General features: G+C 62.8%; 23 protein-coding genes. 17 read left to right on the top strand and 6 right to left on the bottom strand.

Going from position 1 to position 26,081, the window contains the following annotated elements; translation table 11 throughout:
• Nucleotides 1-36 precede the first annotated feature (36 nt).
• A complete protein-coding gene (locus tag ACVWVP_RS01490; RefSeq protein ID WP_457404304.1) occupies nt 37-450 on the top strand; it encodes a DUF2269 family protein in 414 nt (137 codons plus the stop codon).
• 113 nt (nt 451-563) lie between these two features.
• Here ACVWVP_RS01490 and ACVWVP_RS01485 read toward each other — a convergent pair whose 3' ends face one another.
• Nucleotides 564-1,220, bottom strand: coding sequence for a histidinol-phosphatase (locus ACVWVP_RS01485; protein WP_259172315.1), 657 nt, complete (start codon nt 1,218-1,220; stop codon nt 564-566).
• 143 nt (nt 1,221-1,363) lie between these two features.
• Between ACVWVP_RS01485 and ACVWVP_RS01480 the strand changes: the two genes are divergently transcribed.
• Nucleotides 1,364-1,843 carry an RNA pyrophosphohydrolase gene (locus tag ACVWVP_RS01480; RefSeq protein ID WP_003176750.1) on the top strand — a complete coding sequence of 160 codons (480 nt, stop codon included), beginning with the start codon at nt 1,364-1,366 and terminating at the stop codon, nt 1,841-1,843.
• A gap of 22 nt (nt 1,844-1,865) precedes the next feature.
• Nucleotides 1,866-4,145, top strand: a complete 2,280-nt coding sequence (gene ptsP / locus ACVWVP_RS01475; RefSeq protein WP_457404301.1) for a phosphoenolpyruvate--protein phosphotransferase — start codon at nt 1,866-1,868, stop codon at nt 4,143-4,145.
• A 99-nt stretch (nt 4,146-4,244) separates the two neighbouring features.
• Here the strand turns inward: ptsP and ACVWVP_RS01470 are convergent, their stop codons facing one another.
• Nucleotides 4,245-4,991 (bottom strand): NRDE family protein, encoded by a 747-nt coding sequence (locus ACVWVP_RS01470; RefSeq protein ID WP_457404300.1) that lies wholly within the window; start codon nt 4,989-4,991, stop codon nt 4,245-4,247.
• A gap of 214 nt (nt 4,992-5,205) precedes the next feature.
• Between ACVWVP_RS01470 and lgt the strand changes: the two genes are divergently transcribed.
• Together lgt and ACVWVP_RS01460 are read left to right on the top strand one after the other, a co-directional pair.
• Complete coding sequence (gene lgt, locus ACVWVP_RS01465; RefSeq protein WP_176996809.1) at nt 5,206-6,018, top strand: prolipoprotein diacylglyceryl transferase; 813 nt, start codon at nt 5,206-5,208, stop codon at nt 6,016-6,018.
• Between the two features lie 51 nt (nt 6,019-6,069).
• Complete coding sequence (locus ACVWVP_RS01460; protein ID WP_176996808.1) at nt 6,070-6,903, top strand: thymidylate synthase; 834 nt, start codon at nt 6,070-6,072, stop codon at nt 6,901-6,903.
• A gap of 3 nt (nt 6,904-6,906) precedes the next feature.
• Here the strand turns inward: ACVWVP_RS01460 and ACVWVP_RS01455 are convergent, their stop codons facing one another.
• The 3 genes from ACVWVP_RS01455 to ACVWVP_RS01445 form a co-directional block, all read right to left on the bottom strand.
• Nucleotides 6,907-7,668 carry an SDR family NAD(P)-dependent oxidoreductase gene (locus ACVWVP_RS01455; RefSeq protein WP_457404297.1) on the bottom strand — a complete coding sequence of 254 codons (762 nt, stop codon included), beginning with the start codon at nt 7,666-7,668 and terminating at the stop codon, nt 6,907-6,909.
• A 455-nt stretch (nt 7,669-8,123) separates the two neighbouring features.
• A complete protein-coding gene (locus tag ACVWVP_RS01450) occupies nt 8,124-9,080 on the bottom strand; it encodes a C-terminal binding protein (RefSeq protein WP_259172297.1) in 957 nt (318 codons plus the stop codon).
• Nucleotides 9,077-10,219 carry a fumarylacetoacetate hydrolase family protein gene (locus tag ACVWVP_RS01445; protein ID WP_178919995.1) on the bottom strand — a complete coding sequence of 381 codons (1,143 nt, stop codon included), beginning with the start codon at nt 10,217-10,219 and terminating at the stop codon, nt 9,077-9,079. Before ACVWVP_RS01445 ends, ACVWVP_RS01450 begins: the two co-directional genes overlap by 4 nt.
• A 288-nt stretch (nt 10,220-10,507) precedes the next feature.
• On the opposite strand from ACVWVP_RS01445, the gene ACVWVP_RS01440 reads away from it, so the two are divergent.
• The 9 genes from ACVWVP_RS01440 (at nt 10,508) to ACVWVP_RS01400 (ending at nt 21,077) form a co-directional block, all read left to right on the top strand.
• A complete protein-coding gene (locus ACVWVP_RS01440; protein ID WP_457404295.1) occupies nt 10,508-11,992 on the top strand; it encodes an aldehyde dehydrogenase family protein in 1,485 nt (494 codons plus the stop codon).
• 3 nt (nt 11,993-11,995) lie between these two features.
• A complete protein-coding gene (gene xylB, locus ACVWVP_RS01435) occupies nt 11,996-13,495 on the top strand; it encodes a xylulokinase (RefSeq protein WP_457404293.1) in 1,500 nt (499 codons plus the stop codon).
• Nucleotides 13,496-13,505: 10 nt separating this feature from the next.
• Nucleotides 13,506-14,180: an HAD family hydrolase gene (locus ACVWVP_RS01430; RefSeq protein ID WP_178919998.1), complete on the top strand. Its 675-nt coding sequence runs from the start codon at nt 13,506-13,508 to the stop codon at nt 14,178-14,180.
• Entirely contained in the window at nt 14,177-15,016 is an 840-nt protein-coding gene (locus tag ACVWVP_RS01425) for a MurR/RpiR family transcriptional regulator (protein WP_457404291.1), read from the top strand. Before ACVWVP_RS01430 ends, ACVWVP_RS01425 begins: the two co-directional genes overlap by 4 nt.
• 22 nt (nt 15,017-15,038) lie before the next feature.
• Nucleotides 15,039-15,749 carry a ribose 5-phosphate isomerase A gene (gene rpiA / locus ACVWVP_RS01420; protein WP_457404289.1) on the top strand — a complete coding sequence of 237 codons (711 nt, stop codon included), beginning with the start codon at nt 15,039-15,041 and terminating at the stop codon, nt 15,747-15,749.
• 88 nt (nt 15,750-15,837) lie between these two features.
• Nucleotides 15,838-16,926 (top strand): sugar ABC transporter substrate-binding protein, encoded by a 1,089-nt coding sequence (locus ACVWVP_RS01415; protein WP_016972997.1) that lies wholly within the window; start codon nt 15,838-15,840, stop codon nt 16,924-16,926.
• Between the two features lie 71 nt (nt 16,927-16,997).
• On the top strand, nt 16,998-18,506 hold the full coding sequence (locus tag ACVWVP_RS01410) for a sugar ABC transporter ATP-binding protein (RefSeq protein ID WP_457404287.1): 1,509 nt from the start codon (nt 16,998-17,000) through the stop codon (nt 18,504-18,506).
• 26 nt (nt 18,507-18,532) lie between these two features.
• Nucleotides 18,533-19,531 (top strand): ABC transporter permease, encoded by a 999-nt coding sequence (locus ACVWVP_RS01405; RefSeq protein ID WP_178920002.1) that lies wholly within the window; start codon nt 18,533-18,535, stop codon nt 19,529-19,531.
• Nucleotides 19,532-19,556: 25 nt separating this feature from the next.
• Nucleotides 19,557-21,077, top strand: coding sequence for an aldehyde dehydrogenase (NADP(+)) (locus ACVWVP_RS01400; protein WP_457404285.1), 1,521 nt, complete (start codon nt 19,557-19,559; stop codon nt 21,075-21,077).
• 144 nt (nt 21,078-21,221) lie between these two features.
• Here the strand turns inward: ACVWVP_RS01400 and cadR are convergent, their stop codons facing one another.
• Nucleotides 21,222-21,662: a Cd(II)/Pb(II)-responsive transcriptional regulator gene (gene cadR / locus ACVWVP_RS01395; protein WP_178920004.1), complete on the bottom strand. Its 441-nt coding sequence runs from the start codon at nt 21,660-21,662 to the stop codon at nt 21,222-21,224.
• Nucleotides 21,663-21,747: 85 nt separating this feature from the next.
• Between cadR and ACVWVP_RS01390 the strand changes: the two genes are divergently transcribed.
• The 3 genes from ACVWVP_RS01390 to ACVWVP_RS01380 all read left to right on the top strand — a co-directional run bounded on the left by ACVWVP_RS01390 (nt 21,748) and on the right by ACVWVP_RS01380 (nt 26,080).
• Entirely contained in the window at nt 21,748-24,012 is a 2,265-nt protein-coding gene (locus ACVWVP_RS01390) for a heavy metal translocating P-type ATPase (RefSeq protein WP_457404282.1), read from the top strand.
• A 16-nt stretch (nt 24,013-24,028) separates the two neighbouring features.
• Entirely contained in the window at nt 24,029-24,892 is an 864-nt protein-coding gene (locus tag ACVWVP_RS01385; RefSeq protein ID WP_457404280.1) for a LysR family transcriptional regulator, read from the top strand.
• Nucleotides 24,893-25,015: 123 nt separating this feature from the next.
• Nucleotides 25,016-26,080 carry a putative 2-aminoethylphosphonate ABC transporter ATP-binding protein gene (locus ACVWVP_RS01380; RefSeq protein WP_178920007.1) on the top strand — a complete coding sequence of 355 codons (1,065 nt, stop codon included), beginning with the start codon at nt 25,016-25,018 and terminating at the stop codon, nt 26,078-26,080.
• Nucleotide 26,081 lies beyond the last annotated feature (1 nt).

The following is a 26,081-nucleotide window of genomic DNA, read 5'->3' as shown; positions in this document are numbered from 1 at the left end:
TACGCTGATTGGGGCGGCCTATAAGGAAGACGAGACATGGAACCCCTGACCACCCTGAAAGTTATTCACATCGCGGCCACGGCGTTGCTGCTGCTCAGCGGCCTCGGCCTGGCGCTGCTGGCCTGGCGCAAACGCAGTGCCGGCGCGGCGGCGACCGTACAGCGGCCGTGGGCGTTCGTGTGGCTGTTGATGGGCGTGTGCGTGGTCAGCATGCCGTTTACCGGCTGGTGGCTGGTGCACCTGATCGGCTGGCCGTTGGGGCAGACCTGGATCCTGGGTTCCAGCATCCTCTATACCGTGGCGGCGCTGGCCTGGTTCTGGCTGGTGGCGCGGCTCAACCGCCTGCGTAAAGGCGAGGGCGGTAGCCTCAACTTCACGCTGGTGCTGGCGGTGGTCAGCCTGGTGGGGTTTGTGGCGATTGCCGGGCTGATGGGTGCCAAGCCGGTTTAAGGCTTGAGACCGAGTCGTCTGCATTCGCGAGCAAGCCCGCTCCCACACTCGACCGAGTACCAACATGAGCATGCGGTCAAAATGTGGGAGCGGGCTTGCTCGCGAAGGGGCCCTCAGTTACGCAGGGTAATCACCGGCCAGCCACGTTTCTCGGCCTCAGCCCGCAGATTCGGGTCCGGATCCACCGCCACCGCATGGGTCACCTGCTCCAGCAACGGCAGGTCATTCATCGAATCGCTATAGAAGTAGCTGTCTTCCAGGCTATACCCGGTCTCTTCCAGCCAACGGTTCAGGCGTGTCACCTTGCCTTCGCGGAAGCACGGCACGTCGGTGCTGCGCCCGGTGTAGCGGCCGTTTTCCATCTCGCACTCGGTGGCGATCAGGGTGTCCACGCCCAGGCGTGCGGCAATCGGTGCGGTGACGAAGCGGTTGGTGGCGGTGATGATCACCAGCTTGTCGCCGGCGGCGCGGTGCTTGGCCAGCAGCTCTGCAGCCAGGGGCAGCATCAGCGCGTCGATGCAATCGCGCATGAAATCGTTGTGCCACTCGTCAAGTTGGGCCATCTCGGTGCGCCCGAGGATCTCCAGGCTGAAGTTCAGGTAGGCGGCATTGTCCAGCTTGCCGGCCAGGTAATCCTGGTAGAACTCGTCGTTGCGGGCCTTGTAGGCCACCGGGTCGAGAATCCCGCGTTCACAGAGGTAATCGCCCCAGGCGTGATCGCTGTCACCGCCGAGGAGGGTGTTGTCCAAGTCGAATAAAGCCAGGCGCATTGCAGTTACTCGCTGAAAAGTCTGTAAAAAGGCGTCCAGAATACGGTCTTTTCACAAGAGTGCACATAAGGTAAGAAGCCTCGTTGCCGCTTGATCAACCTTTGTGGAACAATGCGGCGACATGCGTTTGCGAGGTTGTTGCCGTGATCGACCCCGATGGTTTCCGTCCTAATGTCGGGATTATTCTTACGAATGATGCCGGACAGGTGCTATGGGCTCGCCGAATCAACCAAGATGCCTGGCAGTTTCCTCAAGGCGGAATCAACCCCGACGAAACCCCTGAAGACGCCTTGTACCGTGAGTTGAATGAAGAAGTCGGCCTGGAGCGCGAAGATGTGCAAATTCTGGCCTGCACCCGAGGCTGGTTGCGCTATCGTTTGCCGCAACGCCTGGTGCGTACCCACAGCCAACCGCTGTGCATCGGCCAGAAGCAGAAATGGTTTCTCCTGCGCCTGATCTCCAACGAGCAGCGGGTGCGGATGGATTTGACCGGTAAACCGGAGTTCGATGGCTGGCGCTGGGTCAGCTATTGGTACCCGTTGGGCCAGGTGGTGACATTCAAGCGCGAAGTTTATCGTCGCGCTCTCAAAGAGCTTGCCCCGCGCCTTTTAGCGCGCGACTGACGACGGAGTTCGACCCCGAGCCATGCTCAATACGCTGCGCAAGATCGTCCAGGAAGTTAACTCCGCCAAGGATCTCAAGGCGGCGTTGGGGATTATTGTGTTGCGCGTCAAGGAAGCCATGGGCAGCCAGGTCTGCTCGGTTTACCTGCTGGACCCCGAGACCAACCGTTTTGTCCTGATGGCCACCGAGGGCTTGAACAAGCGCTCCATCGGCAAGGTCAGCATGGCGCCCAATGAAGGTCTGGTGGGCCTGGTGGGGACGCGTGAAGAACCCCTGAACCTTGAAAACGCGGCTGATCACCCGCGTTATCGCTACTTTGCCGAAACCGGCGAAGAGCGCTACGCCTCGTTCCTCGGCGCACCGATCATTCACCACCGCCGCGTCGTCGGCGTGTTGGTCATCCAGCAGAAAGAACGCCGCCAGTTCGACGAAGGTGAAGAAGCCTTCCTCGTGACCATGAGCGCGCAACTCGCCGGGGTTATCGCCCACGCCGAGGCCACCGGCTCGATTCGCGGCCTGGGCCGTGAAGGCAAGGGCATCCAGGAAGCCAAGTTCGTCGGCGTGCCGGGTTCGCCGGGCGCTGCCGTCGGTACGGCGGTGGTCATGTTGCCACCGGCAGACCTGGACGTGGTGCCGGACAAGACCGTCACCGACATCGACGCCGAAATCAAACTGTTCAAGACGGCCCTGGAAGGCGTGCGCGCCGACATGCGCAACCTGTCGAACAAGCTGGCCACTCAACTGCGCCCCGAAGAGCGCGCGCTGTTCGACGTGTACCAGATGATGCTCGACGACGCGTCCCTGGGGAATGAAGTCAAGACCGTGATCAAGACCGGCCAGTGGGCCCAGGGCGCGCTGCGCCAGGTGGTCACCGATCACGTCAACCGCTTTGAAATGATGGACGACGACTACCTGCGCGAGCGGGCCTCGGACGTGCGCGACCTGGGTCGCCGCCTGCTGGCCTACCTGCAGGAAGACCGGAACACCAACATGGTGTTCCCCGACAACACCATTCTGGTCAGTGAAGAGCTGACGGCCACCCAGCTCGGCGAAGTGCCGGAAGGCAAACTGGTAGGCCTGGTCTCGGTACTCGGTTCGGGCAACTCCCACGTCGCGATCCTGGCACGCGCCATGGGCATTCCGACGGTGATGGGCCTGGTCGACCTGCCGTATGCCAAGGTTGACGGCATCGACATGATCGTCGATGGCCATCGCGGCGAAGTGTTCACCAACCCCAGCGACGTGCTGCGCAAGCAATACGGCGAAGTGGTCGAGGAAGAGAAACAACTGGCCCTGGGCCTGGATTCCTTGCGCGAACTGCCGTGCGTGACCCTCGACGGCCACCGTGTGCCGCTGTTGGTCAACACCGGCCTGCTGGCCGACGTGGCTCGCGCGCAACAGCGCGGCGCCGAAGGGGTGGGCCTGTACCGCACCGAAGTGCCGTTCATGATCAACCAGCGTTTCCCGAGTGAGAAGGAGCAACTGGCGATTTATCGCGAGCAACTGCAAGCCTTCCACCCGTTGCCGGTGACCATGCGCAGCCTGGACATCGGCGGCGACAAGTCACTGTCGTATTTCCCGATCAAGGAAGACAACCCCTTCCTCGGCTGGCGCGGCATTCGCGTGACCCTCGACCACCCGGAAATCTTCCTCGTCCAGACCCGCGCCATGCTCAAGGCCAGCGAAGGCCTGAACAATCTGCGCATCCTGTTGCCGATGATCTCCGGCACCCATGAGCTGGAAGAGGCGCTGCACCTGATCCACCGCGCCTGGGGCGAAGTGCGCGATGAAGGCGCCGACGTACCGATGCCGCCGATTGGCGTGATGATCGAAATCCCGGCAGCGGTGTACCAGGCCAAGGAACTGGCGCGGCAGGTGGACTTCCTGTCGGTGGGCTCCAACGACCTGACCCAATACCTGCTGGCCGTGGACCGCAACAATCCACGGGTGGCCGACCTCTACGACTACCTGCACCCGGCGGTGCTGCAAGCTCTGCAACATGTGGTGCGCGACGCCCATGCCGAAGGCAAGCCGGTGAGTATCTGCGGTGAAATGGCCGGTGACCCGGCGGCGGCGGTGCTGTTGATGGCGATGGGTTTTGACAGCCTGTCGATGAACGCCACCAACTTGCCGAAGGTGAAGTGGATGCTGCGCCAGGTTGAACTGGGCATGGCCAAGGAACTGCTGGAGGAGTTGATGACCATCGACAACCCGCAAGTTATCCACAGCTCGCTGCAGTTGGCGCTGAAGAACCTGGGACTGACGCGCATGATCAACCCGGCTTCTGCCAAAACCCTTTAGACCGAGGCGCGGTCATCGCAGGCAAGCCAGCTCCCACAGTTGAAATGCATTCGAACTGTGGGAGCTGGCTTGCCTGCGATGAGGCCGGTCCAAGCGCCGTCAAATATGCAGTTCCACCTCGCCAAGCCGCCCGCCATGCGGCCCAAAACTACGCTCCACCATCCGCCGCGTCCCGTCAGCATTCACAATCAACGCCGTACTCGCCCGCGTCCCATAACTGGGGCTGGCAATAAACACACTCGACAACAGACTCTCCGTCGCCAACCCCACCCCGGTATCCGGCAAGTCAGCAAACGGCGCCGTCTGCGGGTCACTCAAAATATCCAGCAAAGCCTCCGGCTGCGGATCATCCAGCACGGCGTTCAACGCCGCCTTGGCCTTGAGCAACTTGGGCCACGGCGTATCCAGCCCCGCATTCGACAGCCCATAAACCCCGACCTTCAACCGTGTGGGCTCGGAGTCATTGGCGTTGTAATGCCACAGCTCATCCCGCGTGCCCACCAGCAGGTTGAACCCGGCATATTCAATGGAACGTCCGTTAACGTCGGCCAAATACTCATCAATGGGCAGCGAACCGCTGAGAAAACGTGCCACCAGCTCCCCCCGGGACTTGCGTGCCGGTGGTTGGTGCGGGTTACGGATGTTGGTCAGGGCAGCAAAACGCCCGTCGGCGTTCACCCCCAGCCAGGTGCCGCCCGCTTCCTGGTCGCGGCCGGCATAGACCTCGGGCGCATCCGGCCACTGGGCCAGGGGCAGGCTGGGGCGGGCGTAGAACTCATCACGGTTGGCCGCGACGATCAGCGGCTGGGCGTGGCCCGGCCGCCAGGCGAAAACAATCAGGCACATCAGGCGATCCCTTTTGTGTTTCTTGCCACTCTACCCACTCGGGCGGAGGCGTTCCATCGTATCCAGTTGGGTCGCGTGCCTTCCATCCGTTAACATGCCAAGCGATTCGGTGCGTGTGAACTTCTTAATTTGAAATAGCGGCTGTAACGCAGGCTTAATCGCACACCGGCATGGTCCGGTGCGTCATGACTAAATGATTTAACGAGGAGTCGCAATGCTGCCTTACCCGCAGATCGACCCGGTGGCCTTGGCCATCGGTCCGCTGAAAATCCACTGGTACGGGTTGATGTACCTGATCGGCATCGGTGGTGCCTGGGTGCTGGCCTCCCGGCGCCTGAACCGCTTCGACCCGACCTGGACCAAGGAGAAACTCTCCGACATGGTGTTCTGGATGTCGATGGGGGTGATCGTCGGCGGACGCCTGGGGTATGTGCTGTTTTACGATTTGTCGGCCTACATCGCCAACCCGACGCTGATCTTCGAGGTGTGGAAGGGCGGCATGGCGTTCCACGGCGGGTTTATCGGCGTGATGATCGCCGCCTGGTGGTTCGGCCGTCGCAACGGCAAGTCGTTCTTCCAACTGATGGACTTCGTCGCGCCGTTCGTGCCGATCGGCCTGGGTGCCGGGCGTATCGGCAACTTCATCAACGCCGAGCTGTGGGGCAAGCCTAGCGACGTGCCGTGGGCGATGGTGTTCCCGCCGTTCAGCGACCCGGCGCAACTGCCGCGCCACCCGTCGCAGCTTTACCAATTCGCGTTGGAAGGCGTGGCGCTGTTCCTTATCCTCTACATCTTCTCGCGCAAGCCGCGCCCGACCATGGCCGTGTCCGGCATGTTCGCGCTGTTCTACGGGATCTTCCGCTTCATCGTCGAGTTCGTCCGCGTGCCGGATGCACAGCTGGGCTACCTGGCGTGGGGTTGGGTGACCATGGGGCAGATCCTCAGCCTGCCGATGATCCTGGGTGGTCTGGGCCTGCTGTGGTGGGCGTACAATCGCCCACAGCCGTTGAAGAACGCCGCGCTTTAAATTCGAATGCCGGGGCTTGCGAGCCCCGGCTTCTTTGATACAGGTACACACATGAAGCAATATCTCGAACTACTGAACGACGTCGTGACCAATGGATTGACCAAGGGCGATCGCACCGGCACCGGCACCAAGGCCGTGTTTGCCCGTCAGTATCGGCATAACTTGGCCGACGGCTTCCCGCTGCTGACCACCAAGAAGCTTCACTTCAAAAGCATCGCCAACGAATTGATCTGGATGTTGAGCGGCAACACCAACATCAAGTGGCTCAACGAAAACGGCGTGCGTATCTGGGACGAATGGGCCACCGAAGACGGCGACCTCGGCCCGGTGTACGGCGAGCAGTGGACTGCCTGGCCGACCAAGGACGGCGGCACGATCAACCAGATCGACTACATGGTCGACACGCTGAAGAACAACCCCAACAGCCGGCGCATCCTGTTCCACGGCTGGAACGTCGAGTACCTGCCCGACGAAACCAAGAGCCCGCAGCAAAACGCGCTCGACGGCAAACAAGCTCTGCCGCCGTGCCACCTGCTGTACCAGGCGTTTGTGCACGACGGCCACCTGTCGATGCAATTGTATATCCGCAGCTCCGACGTCTTCCTCGGCCTGCCGTACAACACCGCCGCCCTGGCGTTGCTTACCCACATGCTGGCCCAGCAGTGCGACCTGATCCCTCACGAGATCATCGTCACCACCGGCGACACCCATGCCTACAGCAACCACATGGAACAGATCCGCACCCAACTGGCGCGTACGCCGAAGAAGTTGCCGGAGCTGGTGATCAAACGCAAACCGGCGTCGATCTACGACTACAAGTTCGAAGACTTCGAAATCGTGGGCTACGACGCCGACCCAAGCATCAAGGCCGACGTCGCTATCTGATGGCTAGATGCAGGTGTAGCCCGCATCCGCATTGATGATCGAGCCTGTCAGCAGGCTCGACGCATCGGAAGCCAGGAACTGCACCAGCGACGCGACCTCATGAGGCTGCCCCATGCGCCCGGCGGGGGTCATGTCCAGCCAGCGCTGGATCAACCCCGGCTGGCTTTCCAGCCCATGCAGCAGCGGTGTTTCGATATACGTCGGCGCCACCGCGTTCACCCGCACCCCGCGCGTTGCCCACTCCACCGCCAATGACTTGGTCAGTTGATGCACACCCGCCTTTGACGCGTTGTAGTGGCATTGCGGCTGCGGCACGTTGACCACCTGCCCCGACATCGACCCGATATTGATCACCGAACCGCGCCCGGCCTCCAGCATGCGCCGGCCAAAACCCCGACAGGTACGAAACACGCCGGTCAGGTTGACGGTGATGACCTTGTCCCACTCCTCGTCAGTCATCTCCTCGGCCGGCGTGTTGGTGACAATGCCAGCGTTGCACACCAGCACATCCAGCGGCGGCAGCGACGTCGCCAACGCATTGATTGCGGCGCTGTTCGTCACATCCAGCGCATGCGCCCGCGCGGCGTAGCCTTTTTCGATCAACTGCTGTGCCGTCGCCAAGGCCCGAGCCTGCAGGATATCGGTGCAAATCACCTCCGCACCCGTCGCCGCCAAGGCTTCAGCGATCGCCGCCCCAATGCCTTGACCGGCCCCCGTCACCAACGCCAGCTTGCCGTTCAGCGCCTGTTTTTCCGAATAATTCATCCCGCGTCCCTCACCACAAATGGAAGCCAGCCAAACACCCGCTTTTGCTCTGCTTTTGCTCTGCTGGTGATCTTGATCCTAGGCGCCCCGTTAACCACGCTGGCCGGAATTCGATATTGATTTGGGGGGTAAACCGGCAGGGATGCCGGTTTAGCCGCCCCGCGCCATGGATGGCGCGTGGCGGCGGCCCCCCAAATCAATGTCGGATTACGGGCACACCGAGCCTAAGCGAGGTGCCGAGTGGTGGGGCAAGAGCCTTTTGGTTACTTTTGGCTGGGCCGGCATTCCGGCTGTTCAAAAGTGACCCGCTGTAAGAGCGGAACCAATAGAGGCCGTAATCCCAATAACGGATATGTACCCAGACAAACCGCCATCGCAGGCAAGCCAGCTCCCACATTTAGAATGCGGTGAGCCAAGCTAATCCAATCCGAGCCAGCTGCCTGCCCTGATTCAGCTCAAGTCAACGCACAGCGCAATGCTTCTCCGCGCAAGCCGCGCAAGGCTTCCTCACTGGCCAACCGCTGCAACGCATCCACCGACGCATCAGAAAAAAACGCCGCATGCGGCGACACTAACAAGTGCGGCGCACTGCGCAACGGCGAATCCGCCGGCAACGGCTCCTTCTCGAACACATCCAACCCCGCCCCCGACAACTGCCCGCTGACCAGCGCCTGGGCCAGGGCTGTTTCATCGATCAAACCACCCCGGGAGCAGTTGATCAGAATAGCCCCCCTGGGCATCCGCGCGATGGCATCGGCATCGATCACATGGCGCGTCTCGGGCGTCAGCGGCACATGCAGCGACAGCACGTTGGCGCAAGCAATCACCTCGGCCCGCGACATCGGCTCGATCCCCGACTCCCGCGCCTGCTGGTTGGTCACGTACGGGTCATAACCCACAATCGTGCAGCCAAACGCCGTCATGCGTGACGCAAAGGCGCGGGCAATGCGGCCCAAGCCAATAAGGCCAACCGTGGTGTCACGCAGGGAGCGCACACCGTCGACCATCTGCGCGATCTTCCACTCGCCGTTGCGAATACCGGTGCCGTAATGATCGAGCTTGCGCGCCAGGGCCAGGGTCATCGCGGCAGCATGGTCAGCCACCTCTTCGACGCCGTAGTCCGGCACGTTGCACACGCGAATCCCCAGTTCCTTGGCCGCCGCGAGGTCGACGTTATCCACGCCGACGCCGTAGCGCACCACCACCGCGCCCGGCGCCATGGCCGCCATCACGCGATGGGTCATCGGCGCGAAGTTGTTGATCACCGCATGGGCGCCGCGCACCGCTTCCAGGGTTTCGTCTTCGCTGCGGCATTGGTGCTCGGAAAACTGCGCGCCGACCAGTGCGGCGGCGGCCTGTTCATGGCGTGTGTTGCCAAACGCCTGGTCAGTCACGACCAACTTCTGGCTCATAGCAGCCCCCGTTTTGCCAGGTTGCGCATGAGTGCGCGGGTGCCGAAGGTCCAGGGCGCGGCTTCGTCGGAGTACACGACGGTATTGCGCAAGGTGCCCAGCAGCGGCGTGGAAATTTCCACCAGGTCGCCGGCCTTATGGGTAAAGCCCGAGCCCTTTTTCTCGCGGTCCTGGGTCGGCGCAAACATGGTGCCGAGGAACAGCATGAAGCCGTCCGGGTACTGGTGCGAATTGTTGCGGGTCTGCTCGACCAGGTTCGCCGGCTTGCGGCTGATCTCGGCCATGTTCGAACCGCCGGACATTTCAAAACCGTCGAGGCCGCTGACCGACAGGGTGAGGGTCGCGTTTTCAATGTCGGTCAGGGTGAAGTGCTCGTCGAACAGGCGAATAAACGGCCCGATGGAGCACGAGGCGTTGTTGTCCTTGGCCTTGCCCAGCAGCAGCGCCGAGCGGCCTTCCACGTCGCGCAGGTTCACGTCATTGCCCAGGGTGGCGCCACGGATATTGCCCTGGCTGTCCACCGCCAGCACCACTTCGGGCTCGGGGTTGTTCCACTCGGAAATACGGTTGATGCCCACCTGCGCGCCGTAACCGACTGCCGCCATGGGCTGGGATTTGGTGAACACTTCGGCGTCCGGGCCGATGCCCACTTCCAGGTATTGCGACCACAGGCCTTCGGCTATCAGCGCAGCCTTGATCTCGGCCGCCTTGGCGGAACCGGCCTGCACATTGGACAGGCTGTCGCCGATCAACGAACCGATCAGCGCGCGCAGTTCATTGGCCCGGCCGGGATCGCCCGCCGTGCGCTCATCAATCACGCGTTCGACCATACTTCTGGCAAAGGTCACGCCGCAGGCCTTGAGCGCCTGGAAATCGCACGGTGCCAGCAGGCAAGGGCGGTCCGAGTGATAGCCCATCTCGGAAGGTTCAAGGATCAGGTCCGCGAGGTCGCCCACCGGCTCACCGGCCAGGGTGTCGAAGCGTTCGGCAGGGTTGTTGTCGAGAAAATCGGCCATGGAGACCACGGACGGCGTGACGTCGATCAGCACGTTTTCGCGCAGGATCACCACGCTGGGGCCCTTGCCGGGAAGCCAGACCCGACCGACCAATTTGGCGTGCTTGAGTGAGATGGGCAGCATGAGGGTGATCCTTTATTGTTTGATATCTAGTAATGCTACGTTTCGATTTTAAGCACGGTCAAGCGCTCTCGTATGAAAGAAACTGCATTTTTCGCGATAAAAAACGCGTTTTAAGACTAATTTGCTGAAAAATAAGGCGAATATTAAGTGTTTCAGCCGTTCGTGAGCAGTTTTGGTGCAAAACGAAGTTGAGTGAATTTTCGCCAGGCTATTGCAAAAAGCTAGCAATACTATATTTTCGAATTAAGCGAGTGGTTCAACCGCCAAGACCGGTGACGGAGCAGTTCGATGCATAACAATAAGATTCACGGCGACACGATTGCCGCGCTGCAAGGCGCTTTGTTTATCGAGGGTCAGCTGCGCAAAGGCGCCGGCGCTCAGTTGCCGGTGGAGAACCCGGCGACCGGTGAGGTGCTGGGGCATATCGCCGCTGCCACGCCGCAAGAAATCAACGAGACCGTGGCCGCTGCACGCCGTGCCTTTCTACTGTGGTCCCGCGAACTGCCGAAAACCCGCGCCAGCGCCTTGCATCGTTTGGGCGACTTGATCGCCGCCGATGCGCAGACCCTGGCACAGGTGATGACCTCCGAGCAGGGCAAGCCCGTCAATGAAGCCCGTGGCGAAGTGCTCAAGCTCGCCGAGGCCTGCCACTTCTATGCAGAAGAAGCCACCCGCGTGCACGGCGAGATCGTGCCCAACGACCAACCGGGTTTCCAGAGCCTGGTGGTGCGCGAGCCGATTGGCGTCGTCGCTGCGATTACGCCGTGGAATTACCCGGCCGAGCTGGTCGGCTGGAAGCTCTGTGCGAGCCTGGCCGCTGGTTGCACCATCGTGATCAAGCCTGCCGAGCTGACGCCGTTCACCGCGCTGGCCATTGCGCAAAAATGCATCGAAGCCGGGATCCCCGCAGGCGTGGTCAATGTGTTGACCGGCAAGGGCTCGGTGGTCGGCCAGGCGCTGGTCGAACACCCGGACGTCAGCAAAGTCGCGTTCACCGGCTCCAGTGCCGTGGGCCTGCATATCCAGCGCAGTTGCCCGCAGGTCAAGCGCCTGTCCCTGGAACTGGGTGGCAACTGCCCGATGGTGGTCACCGCCAGCGCGGATGTCGCCGCGGCCGTCAAAGGCGCCACGCGTCGCAGCTTCCGTAACTGCGGGCAGATCTGTATCGCGATCAACCGCATCTATGTGCACCGTTCGATCTACGAAACATTCGTCACCCAGCTGGGCGCCGCCGCCGAGGCGCTGACGGTGCGCAACGGCCTGGAAAACCCCGGCGCCGATTTGGGCGCCATGGCCTCCGCTGAGCCCCTGAACAAAACCCGCGCCCACCTTGAAGACGCACTGGCCAAAGGCGCACGTCTGGTCGCTGGCGGTAAGGCGCCCGAAGGCGAGGAGTTCGCCCACGGGCATTTCTTCCGCCCCACCGTGGTCGCCGACTGCACCCACCAGATGCTGGTGATGAGCGAAGAAACCTTCGGCCCGCTGGTGGGTGTCGCGCCCTTCGATGACCTGGCCGAAGCCGTGCACCTGGCCAACGACACGCCTTACGGGCTGGCCGCGTATGTGTACGCCCGGGACCTGGTGGACATCCACACCCTGTCGGCTCAACTCGACTACGGCAACGTGGCGATCAATAACGTCGATGCCGGGATCATGAATGCACCTTACGGTGGCCGCAAACAGAGTGGCGTGGGTTACGAGCACGGGCGCGAAGGGTTGCTGGAGTACTTCAACTTCAAGCATGTGCGCCTGCACCATGGCGTCGGGAATTGAGCCATGCAGGCCCTTATTGGTATCGACATCGGCACCTCCGGGTGCAAGGCGTTGCTGCTGGACGCCCATGGCGCAGTGATTGCCGCCGACACGGCGACGTATCCGCTGTCCCAACCGCGGCCCGGCTGGACCGAGCAAGACCCTGAACTGTGGATCGATGGCGCCCGCCGTGCGATTGCCGGGGTACTGGCCAAGGCGCCCGGCGTGGAATTGCTGGCGGTGGGTTTGTCCGGCCAGATGCACGGGCTGGTGCCGTTGGACGCCACACACAACGTCCTGCGCCCGGCGATCCTGTGGAACGACCAGCGCAACGCCGCCGAATGCGAGTGGATCACCCAGGCAGCCGGTGGCCTTGAAGGCCTGCTGGCGGCCACCGACAACCGCATGCTGGTGGGTTACACCGGCGGCAAGATCGTGTGGATGCAGCGCCATGAACCCGAGCTGTTCGCACGCCTGGCCACGGTGCTCAACCCCAAGGACTATTTGCGCCTGCGCCTGACCGGTGAAGTCGCCAGCGAAGTGTCCGATGCGTCGGGGACCGGCCTGTTCAATGTGCGCTCGCGGCAGTGGGCGACGGGGCTGGTCGAGACGTTGGGGATTGACCCCGCGTTGTTGCCACCGGTGTTTGAATCCCAAGTGATTTCCGGCCGGGTCAGCGCCCAGGGTGCCCAGCTGTTTGGCCTGCCCGTGGGCACGCCCGTGGTGGGTGGCGGTGGCGACTCCGTGATCCAGACCCTCGGCTCCGGCGTGATTGCGCCCGGCGAATTGCAAACCACCATCGGCACCGCCGGCATCCTCGCGGCGGCGCTGGACACCCCCCAGGACAACCCGGACGGCCGCCTGCAGATCTTCTGCAACGTCGCCGCCGACAAGTGGCATTGCATGGGCGTGTCGCTGAACGCCGGTGGTTCGATGAACTGGTTTCGCGACACCTTCTGCGCCGGCGTGCCCTTCGAGCAGATCGCTGCCGAAGCTGCCGACAGCCCGCCCGGCGCCCATGGCCTGCTGTTTTTGCCCTACCTCAATGGCGAACGCTGCCCTTATCCGGACCCGGTTCTGCGGGCTGCCTTTATCGGCCTCACCGGTCGCCATCAACGCGGTGATATGGCCCGCGCCGTGATGGAAGGCTCGGTCTATGCCCTCGCCGATATGTACGCGTTGATGCGCCCGCTGGGCATTGCCGGGCAGGTGATCAAGGCGTCTGGTGGTGGTGCGCGCTCGGTGCTGTGGCGCCAGTTGCAGGCAGATATTTTCGGCTGCGACGTGGTGACCACCGAAGGCGCGGCCGAGGGGGCAGCATTCGGCGCGGCGCTGGTGGCCGGGCTGGCGGTCAACGTATGGCCCGACGCAGCGAGTGCCGCCGCCAGCTGCCGTGCAATGACCCGCCAGGCGCCAGACGGCGCCACGGCCGAGGTTCACGCTCAGGCCCATCGCATCTATCGCCATTTGTACCCGACGCTCAGGGACACCTTTGTTGAGCTCGGCGCCCCTCTTTTCGATTAGGAGTCTTTTCATGGCCGTCTATAACGCGCTGATTTTTGATCTCGACGGGACGCTGATCGACAGCGCCTGCGATATCGCGAAGGCCCTGAATGTTGGCTTCACGCTCAACGGCTGGCCGGAACTGGCCCCGGACCACGTGGAGACATTCCTGGGCAACGGGCCTCGGCGCTTGATCGTCGACATCCTCGAAGACCTGGATATTCCCTACACCGAGGCCCAGGTGCAGCGCGCGTTTGAAGGCTACTTGCAGGCCTATATGGACGACCCGGCCGGGCGCACGCGGTTCTACCCCCATGTGCGCGAAGACCTGGTGGCGCTGCGCGAAGCCGGTATCCGCCTGGGCATCTGCACCAACAAGAACCACGCCGTCACCGGCAAGGTGCTGCAGCAACTGGGCCTGGCGGATCTGTTCGATGCCGCGATTGGCGCCGACGCCGTGCCGGCCTGCAAACCGGACCCCGGCCACTTGCTTGCCGTGGCCGATGCCATGGCGCTGGCCGACCACACTTGGGCCTATGTGGGCGATACCCGGGTTGACCAGCAAACCGCGCAGGCCGCTGGTGTCATGTTTTTTGTGGTGCCGTGGGGCGGTGGCCCACTGGTGGAGATTTCCCCGGCGCAGCGCTTGAACCGTTTGGCTGATCTGTTACAACGCAGCCCACCAATCGCCAAGGAGCGGATATGAGCGACAGTTTGCTGCAACGCATTATTGATGAAAGCAAGAACATGCACCGCGCCGAGCGCCGGGTGGCCAATTTCGTCTCCACATCACCGTCCAAAGTGCTGCAGATGAGCATGGCCAAGTTGTCGGAAACCTGTTCGGTCAGCGACCCGACCGTGATGCGTTTCTGCCGGCGTTTCGGTTTCGAGAGCTATCAGGAATTGAAGCTGCACCTGGTGCAGAGCCTGGTGCCGTCGGCGCCGTTTGCCTACGAGCAGATCATCCCGGATGACAGCATCGACAACATTGTGCGCAAGACCTGCCGCAATTCGTTGAACGCGATCCAGCGTTTGGAAGAAGACCTGAAACCGGAAAAAGTTGCCGAGGCCGCGCAGCTGTTGCAGGCCGCGAGCTGGGTAGGCATCTACGCCACCGGCATTTCGGTGGTCAACGCGCTGGACGCCGAGCACAAGTTCCAGCGCCTGGGCATGCGCTGCCAGGCCTTGCTCGGTGGCAAGCGCCAGGAAATGCACGCCGAAGGCGCACGCAGCGGTGAAATCGCGCTGATCTTTTCGCAGTCGGGGCACACCCGGCAGATGGTCGACATGGCCATTGCCGCGCGCAAAGCCGGGGCCAAGGTGGTGTCGATTGCCGCCGATGACAGCCCGCTGGCGAAAGTCTCGGACGTGCTGATCGCCGTGAAGCCCTACGAACACACCGAGCTGATGACGCCCTTGGCATCACGGCTCAACCACCATTTGGTCACCAACATGCTGGTGGCGGCGATTGCCATCGCCAGCGGCAGTCAGTTCCCCGATCAACTGACCGCTCTCGATTCCTGGCGTACCGACAAAATTTAAACCCCGATCCGTGGAGCAGGTAATGAGTAATCAACAGAACGAAGCCAAGAAGGTCGCCGCCCGCCGGGTGATCGAGGAATTTGTGCGCGATGGCATGAAGCTGGGCCTGGGCTCCGGGACCACCTCGCATTTCTTCGTTCGCGAGCTGGGCAAGCACGTGGCCAACGGCTTGAAACTGACCTGCACCACCACCTCGCGCTCCACCAATGACGTGGCGCGGGAAGTCGGCATCGAAATCACCGACCCCAACGAGATCGGCGAGCTGGACTTGACCGTCGATGGCCCCGACGAGATCGACCGCCAGTTCAACATGATCAAGGGCGGCGGCGCTTGCCTGCTGTGGGAAAAGATCATCGCCCACGCCTCCAAACGCATGATTTGCGTGACCGACGAAACCAAGATCGTCGACCGCCTGGGCGCCTTCCCGCTGCCGGTGGAAGTGGTGCAGTTCGGCTGGAAGCAGACCGAGCGCCTGGTCCAGCGCGTGCTGGCCGAACATGGCATCCGCGAGGTGCAGATCATCCGCCGCGAACGCAACGGCGAGACCGTGGTGACCGACAGCGGCAACTTCATTCTCGACTGCCATTGCGGCCCGGTGCTCACCGACCCGGCGCCCCTGGAAATCGAGCTGAACCGAATCCCGGGCGTGTTGGAAAACGGCCTGTTCACCCGCGAAGCGGTGGGCATGGTAGTGGGCTGTTTTGACGGCACGTCCTACGTACAGATGCGCTGATTTCCCGGTTTGTCTGGAGCTATACCGCATGACGCGTGAAGAAAGGAAAGACGTACTCAACCAACAATAATAAGTCGGAGTCACTTCCATGAAAAAAGTCGATTTTTCGAGCGTGAGCCGCCGCAGTGTCCTGGCAGGCGGTGTGGTACTGGGGTTGGGTTCGCTGCTGGGGCGCACGGCCATGGCACAGACCCCGCTGTCGGTGGCCTATTCGAACAAGAGCCTGGATTACTACTTCTTCGTGATCCAGGAAGAGTCGGTCAAGCGTGCGGTGCTGGCCCAGTCCGGCAAGTTTCAGGCGACCAATGCCAGCTTCGACACCACCACCCAGCTGGGCCAATGGCAAAGCCTGATGCTGTCCCAGCCGTCGGCGATCATCTCCGACCCCATCGACAGCCAGGCCATCGTCTCGGCGATCAAGCGCTACAACCAACGCAAGATCCCGGTGGGCATTATCGACACCCCGGCCGACGGCGGCGACGTGGCGATCACCGTGAGCTTCGACAACTTCAAGGGCGGCGTGATGGCCGCTGAAGAAATCGTCAAACGCCTGGTGGCCAAATACGGCAGCCCCAAAGGCACCGTGCTCAACTGCTTCGGCGCCCTGGCCTCGGTGGCGTGGCGCCTGCGCAAAGAGGGCATGGACTCGGTATTCGCCAAATACCCCGAGATCAAATACCTCGCACGGCCCACCGAAGGCCAGTTGGACAAGATGCAGTCGGTCACGCTCTCGACCCTCTCGGAATTCCCTGACCTGGACGCCGTGCACGCGCCGTCGGACTCGCCGTCACGGGGGATCGCCGCCGCGCTGAAGCAGAAGGACCGCTGGAAAAAAGTCGGCGAAAAAGGCCACGTCATCTTCATCAATATCGACGGCGAACCCGTGGCGCTGGACTGGATCAAGGACGGCTACATGGACGGCTGTGTGTCCCAGGACCCGGTTGCCTACGGCCAGATCGCCGTGGAAATGATCACCAAGTACGCCCTCAACGGCCAGGCCGTGCCGCTGGGTACCTACCAGAACAAGGATTACTTCTGGGAAACCGGCGAGATCGTGCAGGGCAAGACGGGCCCGGCGCTGGTGATCCCGGCGTTCATGATCACCCCTGAAAACGCCGACGATAAACGCCACTGGGGCTACGTCGCGGAGAAGGTGTGGGGCGTGGCCTCCAAGTGATGGGCCGTCGCGCGGCGTGAGCAACGGCTGGCGCGATGTTTATCCGACAAGGTGATGGTGAGAACAACAAAATGACCTTACACCCAACGCCCGACGACACGATCCTGAGCATCGAGAATGTCGCCAAAAGCTATGGCCCGGTCCGCGCCTTGCGCGGGGTGACCACGCAAATCCGTCGCGGCTCGATCCATGGGCTGCTGGGGGAAAACGGTGCGGGCAAATCCACGCTGGTGGGGATTATTTCCGGGCAGGTCATCCCCACCTCCGGGCAGATCCTCATGAACGGGCAGCCGCTCAAGCAGGTGGACGTCAAGGTGATGGAGCAGGCCGGGGTGTTCCTGGTGACCCAGGAGCCGATGATCATCGGCAACCTCACCGCCGCTGAAAACCTGATGCTCGGTATCTGGCCGACGCGCAATGGCCTGGTCGATTGGAAGCAGTTGAACGCGGACGCGGCGCGCATGCTCGACGGCTCCGGCATCGACCCCAAGGCGCTCGCCGGGCAGCTCGACGCCGTGGCGCGGCGCAAGCTGAACATCCTGCGGGCGATGTTTTCCGGGGGCAAGGTCATCATCCTCGATGAGCCAACCGCGTCACTGACCGTGGTCGACCGGCGCCAGTTGTTCGACTTCATGCTGCGCCTCAAAGGCGAGGGCGTGACCTTCATCTTCATCTCCCACTACAACGACGAGATCCTCGAAATCTGCGACGCGGTCACCGTGCTGCGCGACGGCGCCCTGGCGGGTACGCGTTCGGACATCACCGGGCTGACCTCCGAGCAGCTCACCGAACTGGTGATCGGCCACGGCGTGCAGCTGTTCCAGCGCAAGCGCCGCGACCACAGCGGCAAGGCGCCGGCGATTTCCCTGCGCGGTGTGCGTGGCAAGTGGCTGGCGCTCGACAGCCTGGACATCGCGCCAGGTGAGGTGGTCGGGTTTACCGGGTTGCCCGGTGCCGGCGCGAAGGAAATGGCCCGGGCGATTTTCGGCCTGCACCCGGCCATCGGCACCCTGGCGATGAACGGCGAAGACGTGCGCCCACTGCCACGTTCCCCCAATGCGGCGTTCGAGGCGGGCATTGCCTACCTCTCCGACGACCGCCGCAAGGACGGCGCCGTGGGGCAGATGTCGATTGGCAGCAACATCGCCATGTCGTCCCTCGCCACGCGCAGCCGATTGGGGTTTATCGACGCCGACGCCGAAGCCTCGGTGATCAATCACTACTTCGCGGCAATGGGCGTGAAATCGCCCAATCCGGATTACTCGGTGAACACCCTCAGCGGCGGCAACCAGCAAAAGGTCTGCCTGGGCCGGGTGCTGGCGACCCAGCCACGCCTGTTGATGGTGGACGAGCCTACGCGGGGTATCGACATGGGCGTGAAGCAGGACGTGTTGCGCATCATCGACGAACTCAGTGATGCCGGCGTGGCGGTAATCATCGTGTCCAGCGACACCGATGAACTGGTGCGCGCGGTGGACCGGGTGTGCATCTTCGATCAGGGCACGATCAAGGAAACATTGACGGGAGAGGACATCAGCGTCGAGCGCATCCGCGCATCCGTACAAGGATCCAGCAGTTGAATAAGAAAAAGAGTGGAGACACGGGTATGAGTACTTTAGTGAAACCCGGCAACGGGGTAGCGCCTGCCGCAACCAAAATCAACGGCCCGGCCGTGCTGGGCTGGGTGCTGCACAACGTGGTGTGGATCTGGCTGATCGCGCTGGTGGCGGGCTTCGGCCTGTTCAACGAATTCTTCTTCACCCTGTTCAACCTGCAGAACGTGATGGTGCAAGCCACGGTGCTCGGTATGTTGGGGCTCGCGGTGGCGCTGCCGTTGCTGGTGGCGGAGATCGACTTGTCGATCCCGGCCAATGCCGGGTTCTCTTCGGCGGTGGGCGCACTGGCCTATTCCAGCTGGGGGTTGCCGTGGTACCTGGCCGTGATCATCGGCTTGCTGGTGGGCACTGCGATCGGCTTCTTCAACGGGCTGTGCATCACCCGGCTGAAAATGGTCTCGCTGATCGAAACCCTGGCGATGATGATCATTCTGCAAGGCGCGCTGCTGGCGCTGACCCAGGGCACCACGCTGACCAACATGGCTGACGGCTACATCTGGATCGGCCAAGTCACCCTCGGTGGCTGGCCGCTGATGCCGGTGGTGTTCCTGGTCGCGCTGGTGGTGATGGGCGTGGTGCTGCGCCGCACGGTGCTGGGTCGCTCGATCTACGCGGTGGGCGGCAACCCGATTGCGTCGAACTCGGCGGGTATCCGCGTGGACCGGGTGAAAATCATCACCTACACCATCTCCGGTTTTCTCGCGGCGGCGGCGGGCTTTCTGCTGGCGTCCTGGCAGATGGCGATCACCTCCAGCCAGGGTTCCAGCTACCTCTTGTATGCGATTGCCGCGCCGATCATCGGTGGCGTCAGCGTGTTCGGCGGGCGCGGTAACGTCAAAGGCGTACTGGGCGGCGTATTGTTGCTGACGGTGATCCAGGTCGGCCTGGCGATTGTGAATGTGCCGTCGTTTTATGTCGGCATGATCGGTGGCGTGATGATCTTTATCGCCGTGGCCATTGACGCTATCCGCGTGCGCTATTTCGGTTAATCCATTTCAACTTCGGGAAACGCCCATGTCTTTTACACCCCACGGCAAGCACCTGATCGCAGGCGTTTGGGTCGCCGGCGACAGCACCTTTTCCAACGCACCGACCCAGGGCCCGGCCCAGTGGTTTTCGGCAGGCAGCATCGAACTGGTGAACCGCGCCTGCGAGGCTGCGGAAGCGGCGTTCTGGAGCTTCGGTTATTCGAGCCGGGAGGCGCGGGCCGAATTGTTGAATGCCATCGCCGATGAAATCGAGGCGCGGGCGGCGATCATCACCACCGTGGGCGCGCTGGAAACCGGCCTGCCGGAAGGGCGCTTGCAAGGTGAGCGTGGGCGCACCGTGGGGCAGTTGCGATTGTTTGCGTCGCATATTCTGGCGGGGGATTACCTGGACCGTCGCCGCGATTTGCCGTTGCCCGATCGCCAGCCGCTGCCGCGCCCGGACATTCGCTTGATCCAGCGCCCGATCGGGCCGGTGGCGGTATTTGGGGCGTCGAACTTCCCGCTGGCGTTCTCCACCGCAGGCGGTGACGTGGCGTCGGCGCTGGCTGCCGGTTGCCCGGTAGTGGTGAAGGGGCACGAGGCGCACCCTGGCACCAGCGAGATCGTGGCCGAGGCGATTCATGCGGCGATCAAGCAGTGCGACGTTCACCCGGGCGTCTTCAGCCTGGTGCACGGCGGTTCGCGGGCGGTGGGGCAACGGCTGGTGCAGCATCCGCTGATCAAGGCGGTGGGTTTCACCGGTTCGCTGGGGGCGGGCAGGGCGTTGTTTGATCTGTGTGCCAAGCGATTCGAGCCGATTCCGTTTTTTGGCGAGTTGGGTTCGGTGAACCCGATGTTCCTGATGCCCCATGCGGTGGCGACGCGCGGGTTGGAGATTGCCAAGGGTTGGGCCGGTTCATTGACCATGGGCGCGGGGCAGTTCTGCACCAACCCTGGCGTGGCGGTGTTGGCTGAAGGTGAGGCGGCCAATGCGTTTATCGACGCGGCGGTCACCGCGTTGGCGCCGGTCGGCGCCCAGGTGATGCTGACAGAAGGCATTGCCGCCGCGTATCGCGATGGCCGTGAACGTGTGGCCAATGCCGTGGGTGTGCGTGAAGTGCTGTCCAACACCTGCGAGCCGCGCCAGGCGATGCCGTATCTGTTCGCCACCACGGGCCGCGAATGGCTGGCCAATGCGTCATTGGGTCATGAAGTGTTCGGCCCGTTGGGGCTGGTGGTGACGGTCAAGGATGGCGAGGAGATGCTGGAGGTTGCGCGTTCCCTGGAAGGCCAGCTGACTTGCACGGTTCATCTGGATGCAGCGGACAGCGCCGAGGTCAGCCGCTTGCTGCCGATTCTGGAGCGCAAGGCCGGGCGCATTCTTGCCAATGGCTTCCCGACCGGTGTGGAAGTGAGCGAGGCCATGGTGCATGGCGGGCCGTATCCGGCGTCGACCAACTTTGGCGCGACGTCGGTGGGCACGATGGCGATCCGCCGGTTCCTGCGGCCGGTGAGTTACCAGAACATCCCCGAGGCTCTATTGCCCGAAGACTTGCAGCAACACTAATCACTGTGGGAGCTGGCTTGCCGGCGATAGCGGTGGGTCAGGCGACCTCTCTATTGGCTGTGCCGTCGCCATCGCAGGCAAGCCAGCTCCTACAGTGGATCTTCGTCGCTGCACAAGTCCCCTGTGGGGCGCCATCCATCTGGGTTAGTGCCCGTGGCTACGGCCCACATGTGAGTGCTCGGCCTCGCTGGCCGCGACACTCCCGCTGACTTCCAGACGCTGCAGAATCCCGCATTCCGGCCCGCCGCCACAGCGTTGGCGCAGGTCGAGCAATTGTTCCTGCAACGCCAACAGCCCATCAATCCGCGCTTTCACGTGGTGGATGTGCTCGTCGATCAACGCATTCACGCTTTCGCACTGGTCCTGGGGGCTGTCGCGCAGGCCCAGCAGGCTGCGGATTTCTTCCAGGGTCATGTCCAGGCTGCGGCAGTTGCGGATAAAGATCAGCCGTTCGGTGTGCGCCTGGGTGTACACGCGGTAGTTGGCGTCCGTGCGGGCCGGCGGTGGCAGCAGGCCTTCTTTCTCGTAATACCGGATGGTTTCCACCTGACAGTCGGTCAGTTTGGCCAGTTCGCCGATCTTCATCGCAGCAATCTCCAAATGGGTGCTTGACCCTATAGTGGCTACAGGGTCTTTACTTGGCAACAGGCACCTTTACGGACGCGACAGAATGAGCGATTCCCTCCACACCCCACACAAGCACGACCACGGTCATGACCATGACCACGATCATGCCCCGAAGAAACTCACGCCTGTGCACAACCATGGCCACGGCGGTTCCTGCTGTTCCGGCACGCCAGCCCCTGCGGTGGTGCAACTGAGCGAAGCCCCCACCGCCGGCTCGCGCCTGAGCACCTTCCGCATCGAAGCCATGGACTGCCCCACCGAGCAGACGCTGATCCAGAACAAACTGGGCAAGCTGGCCGGCGTGCAGCAACTGGAATTCAACCTGATCAACCGGATCCTCGGCGTCACCCATGACCTGCCGACTACAGCGCCGATCATCGACGCGATCAAATCCCTCGGCATGCAGGCTGACCCTATCGAGGAAGGCACCCCGGCCGCCGAGCCGCCTGCCAAGAAACACGGGTGGCCGCTGGCGGTGTCTGGCGTCGGCGCGTTAGGCGCCGAAGTGCTGCACTTCACCAACGCCGCGCCGACGTGGGTGATTGCAGTGGTGGCGCTGGTGTCGATCCTCAGCGGCGGCCTCACCACCTACAAAAAGGGCTGGATCGCCCTGAAAAACCTCAACCTGAACATCAATGCCCTGATGAGCATCGCCGTCACCGGCGCCGTGCTGATTGGCCAGTGGCCGGAAGCGGCCATGGTGATGTTCCTGTTTACCGTGGCCGAGCTGATCGAAGCCAAGTCCCTGGACCGTGCACGCAACGCCATCAGCGGCTTGATGCAGATGACACCCGAGCAGGCCACAGTTCGGCAGGCGGACGGTTCGTGGGCTGAACAGGACGTCAAAAGTATTGAGATTGGCGCGATCGTGAGGGTAAAGCCCGGCGAACGCATTGGCCTGGACGGTGAAGTCACCGCCGGCCAGTCCACCATCGACCAGGCGCCGATCACCGGCGAAAGCCTGCCGATTGAAAAGACCGTGGGCGATAAAGTCTTCGCCGGCACCATCAACCAGGCCGGCTCCCTGGAATACAAGGTGACGGCTGCGGCCAACAACTCCACCCTGGCGCGCATCATCCACGCCGTGGAGCAGGCCCAAGGCGCAAGGGCGCCGACCCAGCGCTTTGTCGACAGCTTCTCGAAGGTCTACACCCCGGCCGTGTTCCTGTTTGCCCTGGGCGTGGCAGTGATCCCGCCGCTGTTCATGGCCGGCGCCTGGTTTGACTGGATCTACCGCGCCCTCGTGCTGCTGGTGGTCGCGTGCCCTTGTGCACTGGTGATTTCCACCCCGGTGACCATCGTCAGCGGCCTGGCGGCAGCGGCGCGCAAAGGCATTCTGATCAAGGGCGGCGTGTACCTGGAGGGCGGTTACAAGCTTGATTATCTGGCCCTCGACAAGACCGGCACCATCACCCACGGCAAGCCGGTGCAAACTGACTACTTGCCACTGTTCCCCAACGTCGAGGACAGCGCGCCGGCCCTGGCCGTCAGTTTGGCCGGGCGGTCCGACCACCCGGTGTCCCTGGCCATCGCCAACGCGGCTGTGGATAAAAACCTGCCGACGCACGTTGTGGATAACTTCGAGGCCCTGGCCGGGCGGGGTGTGCGCGGCGATATCAATGGCCAGACCTACCACCTGGGCAACCATCGCCTGGTGGAAGACCTCGGCCTGTGCTCGCCGGCCCTGGAAGAAAAACTCTTCGCCCTGGAAAAACAAGGCAAGTCCGTGGTGTTGCTGCTCGACAAGTCCGGCCCGCTGGCGCTGTTCGCCGTGGCCGACACCGTCAAAGACAGCAGCCGCGAAGCCATCCAGCAGTTGCATGCGTTGGGGATCAAGACCCTGATGCTCACTGGCGACAACACCCACACCGCCCAGGCAATTGGCGCCCAGGTCGGCATCGATCAGGCTCAGGGCGACCTGTTGCCCACCGACAAACTGCACGCTATCGAAACCCTCTACGGCCAAGGCCACCGCGTCGGCATGGTCGGCGACGGCATCAACGACGCGCCGGCCCTGGCCCGTGCCGAGATCGGCTTTGCCATGGCCGCAGCGGGCACCGACACCGCCATCGAGACCGCCGACGTGGCGTTGATGGACGATGATTTGCGCAAGATTCCGGCTTTCATTCGGCTCTCGCGGCAAACGTCGAGTATCCTCAAGCAGAACATCGCCCTGGCGCTGGTGATCAAGGCGATCTTCCTGGCGGTCACCTTCCTGGGCATGGCCACTATGTGGATGGCGGTGTTCGCCGACATGGGCGTGAGCCTGCTGGTGGTGTTCAATGGCCTGCGCCTGTTGCGCAAATAAACGATGAGAGGGTGGTGTGCTGAGTGCCGAGCTGAAGGCTTTTTTCATGGTCGCCCGCCTGGGCAGCATCACCCAGGCGGCGAAAAAACTCGGCTTGAGCCAGCCCACGGTCACCACCCAGATCCGCAACCTGGAAAGCCAATACGGCGTTGAGCTGTTCTACCGTGGCGGGCGCCGCCTCACCGTCAGTGACGACGGCGCGCGGCTGCTGCCGATGGTCAAGACGTTGTTGCAGCAGGAAGCGGATATCGAGTTTTTCCTGCGCAACACCGGCCAGGTGCAGGGCGCATTGAGGATTGCCGCGACGGCGCCGTATTACATCCTCGACCTGGTCAAAGCCTTCCGCGAACGCCTGCCCCACGTGGAGGTATCGGTGGAGATCGGCAACTCACAGCAGGTCCTCGAAGCACTGGACGATTACCGCGTCGACGTCGCCGCCTCCTCACAATTGCTCGAAGACCCGCGTCTGATCCGCCGCGTGCTCGGCACCGACCCGCTGGTGCTGGCGGTGCATCGCAACCACCCGCTGGCCAAGCTCGACCATGTGCCGCTCAGTGCGTTGGCCGGGCACACCTTGTTGATGCGCGAGGCCGGCTCCACCACGCGACGACTGACCGAAGAAATGTTGCAGGGCGCCGGTGTGAGTTATGGGCCGCTGCTGGAGATCGGCAGCCGCGAGTCGATCCGCGAGGCGGTGCTGCGCAATATCGGCATCAGCATCATTGCACGCCAGGAAGTGCCCCATGACCCGCAGTTGCGGGTGCTGACCATCGAGCATGCGCCGCAGATTCCGGAGTATCTGTACTGCCTCAAGGAGCGCAAAGGCGCACGGTTGCCGGCGGCGTTTCTGGGGTTGGCGCAGGAAATGTCGCCGATCTGAATACGTCATCGCCCAGACAACCCAAATCTACCAATACCACTATCGCCCCATTTTGCCTTCCTGCCACATCAGGGACGCATTGCCCTCCTAGCATGGCCTTCATCCGTTTGATGAGGTGCCACCATGAACACAGCCCTGACTAACCCCGGCGCGCCGATGACGGTGCGCGGTATCCAGAAGCGTTTCGGCGCCTTCACCGCCCTGGACAACGTTTCTCTGGACGTCGCTGCGGGCGAACTGGTGTGCCTGCTGGGCCCGTCCGGCTGTGGCAAGACCACCTTGCTGCGCTGCATTGCCGGCCTGGAGCGCCAGGACAGCGGTGAGCTGCGCCTGGGCAACCGCGACGTGTCCCTGCTGCCGCCCCAGGCGCGGGACTACGGCATTCTGTTCCAGTCTTACGCGCTGTTTCCCAACCTCACCGTCGAAGCGAATATCGGCTACGGCCTCACTGGCAGCGGCCGCGATGAAGTGCGCAAGCGCGTCGGGCAGATGCTGGAGCTGGTCGGCCTGGTCGGCAGTGAAAAGAAATACCCCGGCCAACTCTCTGGCGGCCAGCAGCAACGCGTGGCCCTGGCCCGTGCGTTGGCGCCGGCCCCTTCGTTGTTGTTGCTGGATGAACCGATGTCGGCCCTCGACGCCCGCGTCCGCGAGCATTTGTGCACCGAATTGCGCCAACTGCAGCGCCGCCTGGGCATCACCACGTTGATGGTCACCCACAACCAGGACGAGGCCATGCTGATGGCCGACCGCATTGCCGTGATGAACAACGGCAAGGTCGAGCAGTACGCCACGCCCCAGGAAATCTACGACCGCCCGGCCACGCCGTTCGTGGCGGAGTTTGTGGGCCAGGGCAACTGGCTGCCGTTCAGCCGCAACAGTGCCAGCCACGCCCAGGTGGGTGGGATGAACATGCGCTTGGCCGACGACGCCGGCGTGGCCAAGTCCGGCCGCCTGTTCTGCCGCCCGGAAGCGATCAGCGTCAACCCGCCGGTGCATGAAGAGAACCTGTTCCCGGCCAAGGTCCGCGAGATCACCTTCCTCGGCAATCGTTGCCGCATGAGCTTTGAGCTGGAGCAGTTGCCCGGCCACCCATTGCTGGCCGAGTTGGCGCCGGAAGCCATGCCGCGCCTGGGTGCCCAGGATATCTGGGTGGCCTTGCCGCCACGCAGCCTGCAGGTGTTTGCCTGAG

The sequence above is a fragment of the Pseudomonas sp. TE24901 genome (genome assembly GCF_054058375.1).
Note: the sequence above shows the minus strand (reverse complement) of the source record. Positions and strands in the feature narration are given on the sequence as shown.

What these genes read in the sequence shown, in the direction of transcription:
- ptsP (WP_457404301.1), top strand. Translation starts at nt 1,866, where the DNA reads ATGCTCAATACGCTGCGCAAGATCGTCCAGGAAGTTAACTCCGCCAAG.
- ACVWVP_RS01445 (WP_178919995.1), bottom strand. Translation starts at nt 10,219, where the DNA reads ATGCTGCCCATCTCACTCAAGCACGCCAAATTGGTCGGTCGGGTCTGG.
- ACVWVP_RS01460 (WP_176996808.1), top strand. Translation starts at nt 6,070, where the DNA reads ATGAAGCAATATCTCGAACTACTGAACGACGTCGTGACCAATGGATTG.
- ACVWVP_RS01490 (WP_457404304.1), top strand. Translation starts at nt 37, where the DNA reads ATGGAACCCCTGACCACCCTGAAAGTTATTCACATCGCGGCCACGGCG.
- ACVWVP_RS01470 (WP_457404300.1), bottom strand. Translation starts at nt 4,991, where the DNA reads ATGTGCCTGATTGTTTTCGCCTGGCGGCCGGGCCACGCCCAGCCGCTG.
- xylB (WP_457404293.1), top strand. Translation starts at nt 11,996, where the DNA reads ATGCAGGCCCTTATTGGTATCGACATCGGCACCTCCGGGTGCAAGGCG.
- ACVWVP_RS01380 (WP_178920007.1), top strand. Translation starts at nt 25,016, where the DNA reads ATGAACACAGCCCTGACTAACCCCGGCGCGCCGATGACGGTGCGCGGT.
- ACVWVP_RS01425 (WP_457404291.1), top strand. Translation starts at nt 14,177, where the DNA reads ATGAGCGACAGTTTGCTGCAACGCATTATTGATGAAAGCAAGAACATG.
- rpiA (WP_457404289.1), top strand. Translation starts at nt 15,039, where the DNA reads ATGAGTAATCAACAGAACGAAGCCAAGAAGGTCGCCGCCCGCCGGGTG.
- ACVWVP_RS01485 (WP_259172315.1), bottom strand. Translation starts at nt 1,220, where the DNA reads ATGCGCCTGGCTTTATTCGACTTGGACAACACCCTCCTCGGCGGTGAC.
- ACVWVP_RS01390 (WP_457404282.1), top strand. Translation starts at nt 21,748, where the DNA reads ATGAGCGATTCCCTCCACACCCCACACAAGCACGACCACGGTCATGAC.
- cadR (WP_178920004.1), bottom strand. Translation starts at nt 21,662, where the DNA reads ATGAAGATCGGCGAACTGGCCAAACTGACCGACTGTCAGGTGGAAACC.
- ACVWVP_RS01455 (WP_457404297.1), bottom strand. Translation starts at nt 7,668, where the DNA reads ATGAATTATTCGGAAAAACAGGCGCTGAACGGCAAGCTGGCGTTGGTG.
- ACVWVP_RS01405 (WP_178920002.1), top strand. Translation starts at nt 18,533, where the DNA reads ATGAGTACTTTAGTGAAACCCGGCAACGGGGTAGCGCCTGCCGCAACC.
- ACVWVP_RS01415 (WP_016972997.1), top strand. Translation starts at nt 15,838, where the DNA reads ATGAAAAAAGTCGATTTTTCGAGCGTGAGCCGCCGCAGTGTCCTGGCA.
- ACVWVP_RS01440 (WP_457404295.1), top strand. Translation starts at nt 10,508, where the DNA reads ATGCATAACAATAAGATTCACGGCGACACGATTGCCGCGCTGCAAGGC.
- ACVWVP_RS01400 (WP_457404285.1), top strand. Translation starts at nt 19,557, where the DNA reads ATGTCTTTTACACCCCACGGCAAGCACCTGATCGCAGGCGTTTGGGTC.
- ACVWVP_RS01410 (WP_457404287.1), top strand. Translation starts at nt 16,998, where the DNA reads ATGACCTTACACCCAACGCCCGACGACACGATCCTGAGCATCGAGAAT.
- ACVWVP_RS01450 (WP_259172297.1), bottom strand. Translation starts at nt 9,080, where the DNA reads ATGAGCCAGAAGTTGGTCGTGACTGACCAGGCGTTTGGCAACACACGC.
- lgt (WP_176996809.1), top strand. Translation starts at nt 5,206, where the DNA reads ATGCTGCCTTACCCGCAGATCGACCCGGTGGCCTTGGCCATCGGTCCG.
- ACVWVP_RS01430 (WP_178919998.1), top strand. Translation starts at nt 13,506, where the DNA reads ATGGCCGTCTATAACGCGCTGATTTTTGATCTCGACGGGACGCTGATC.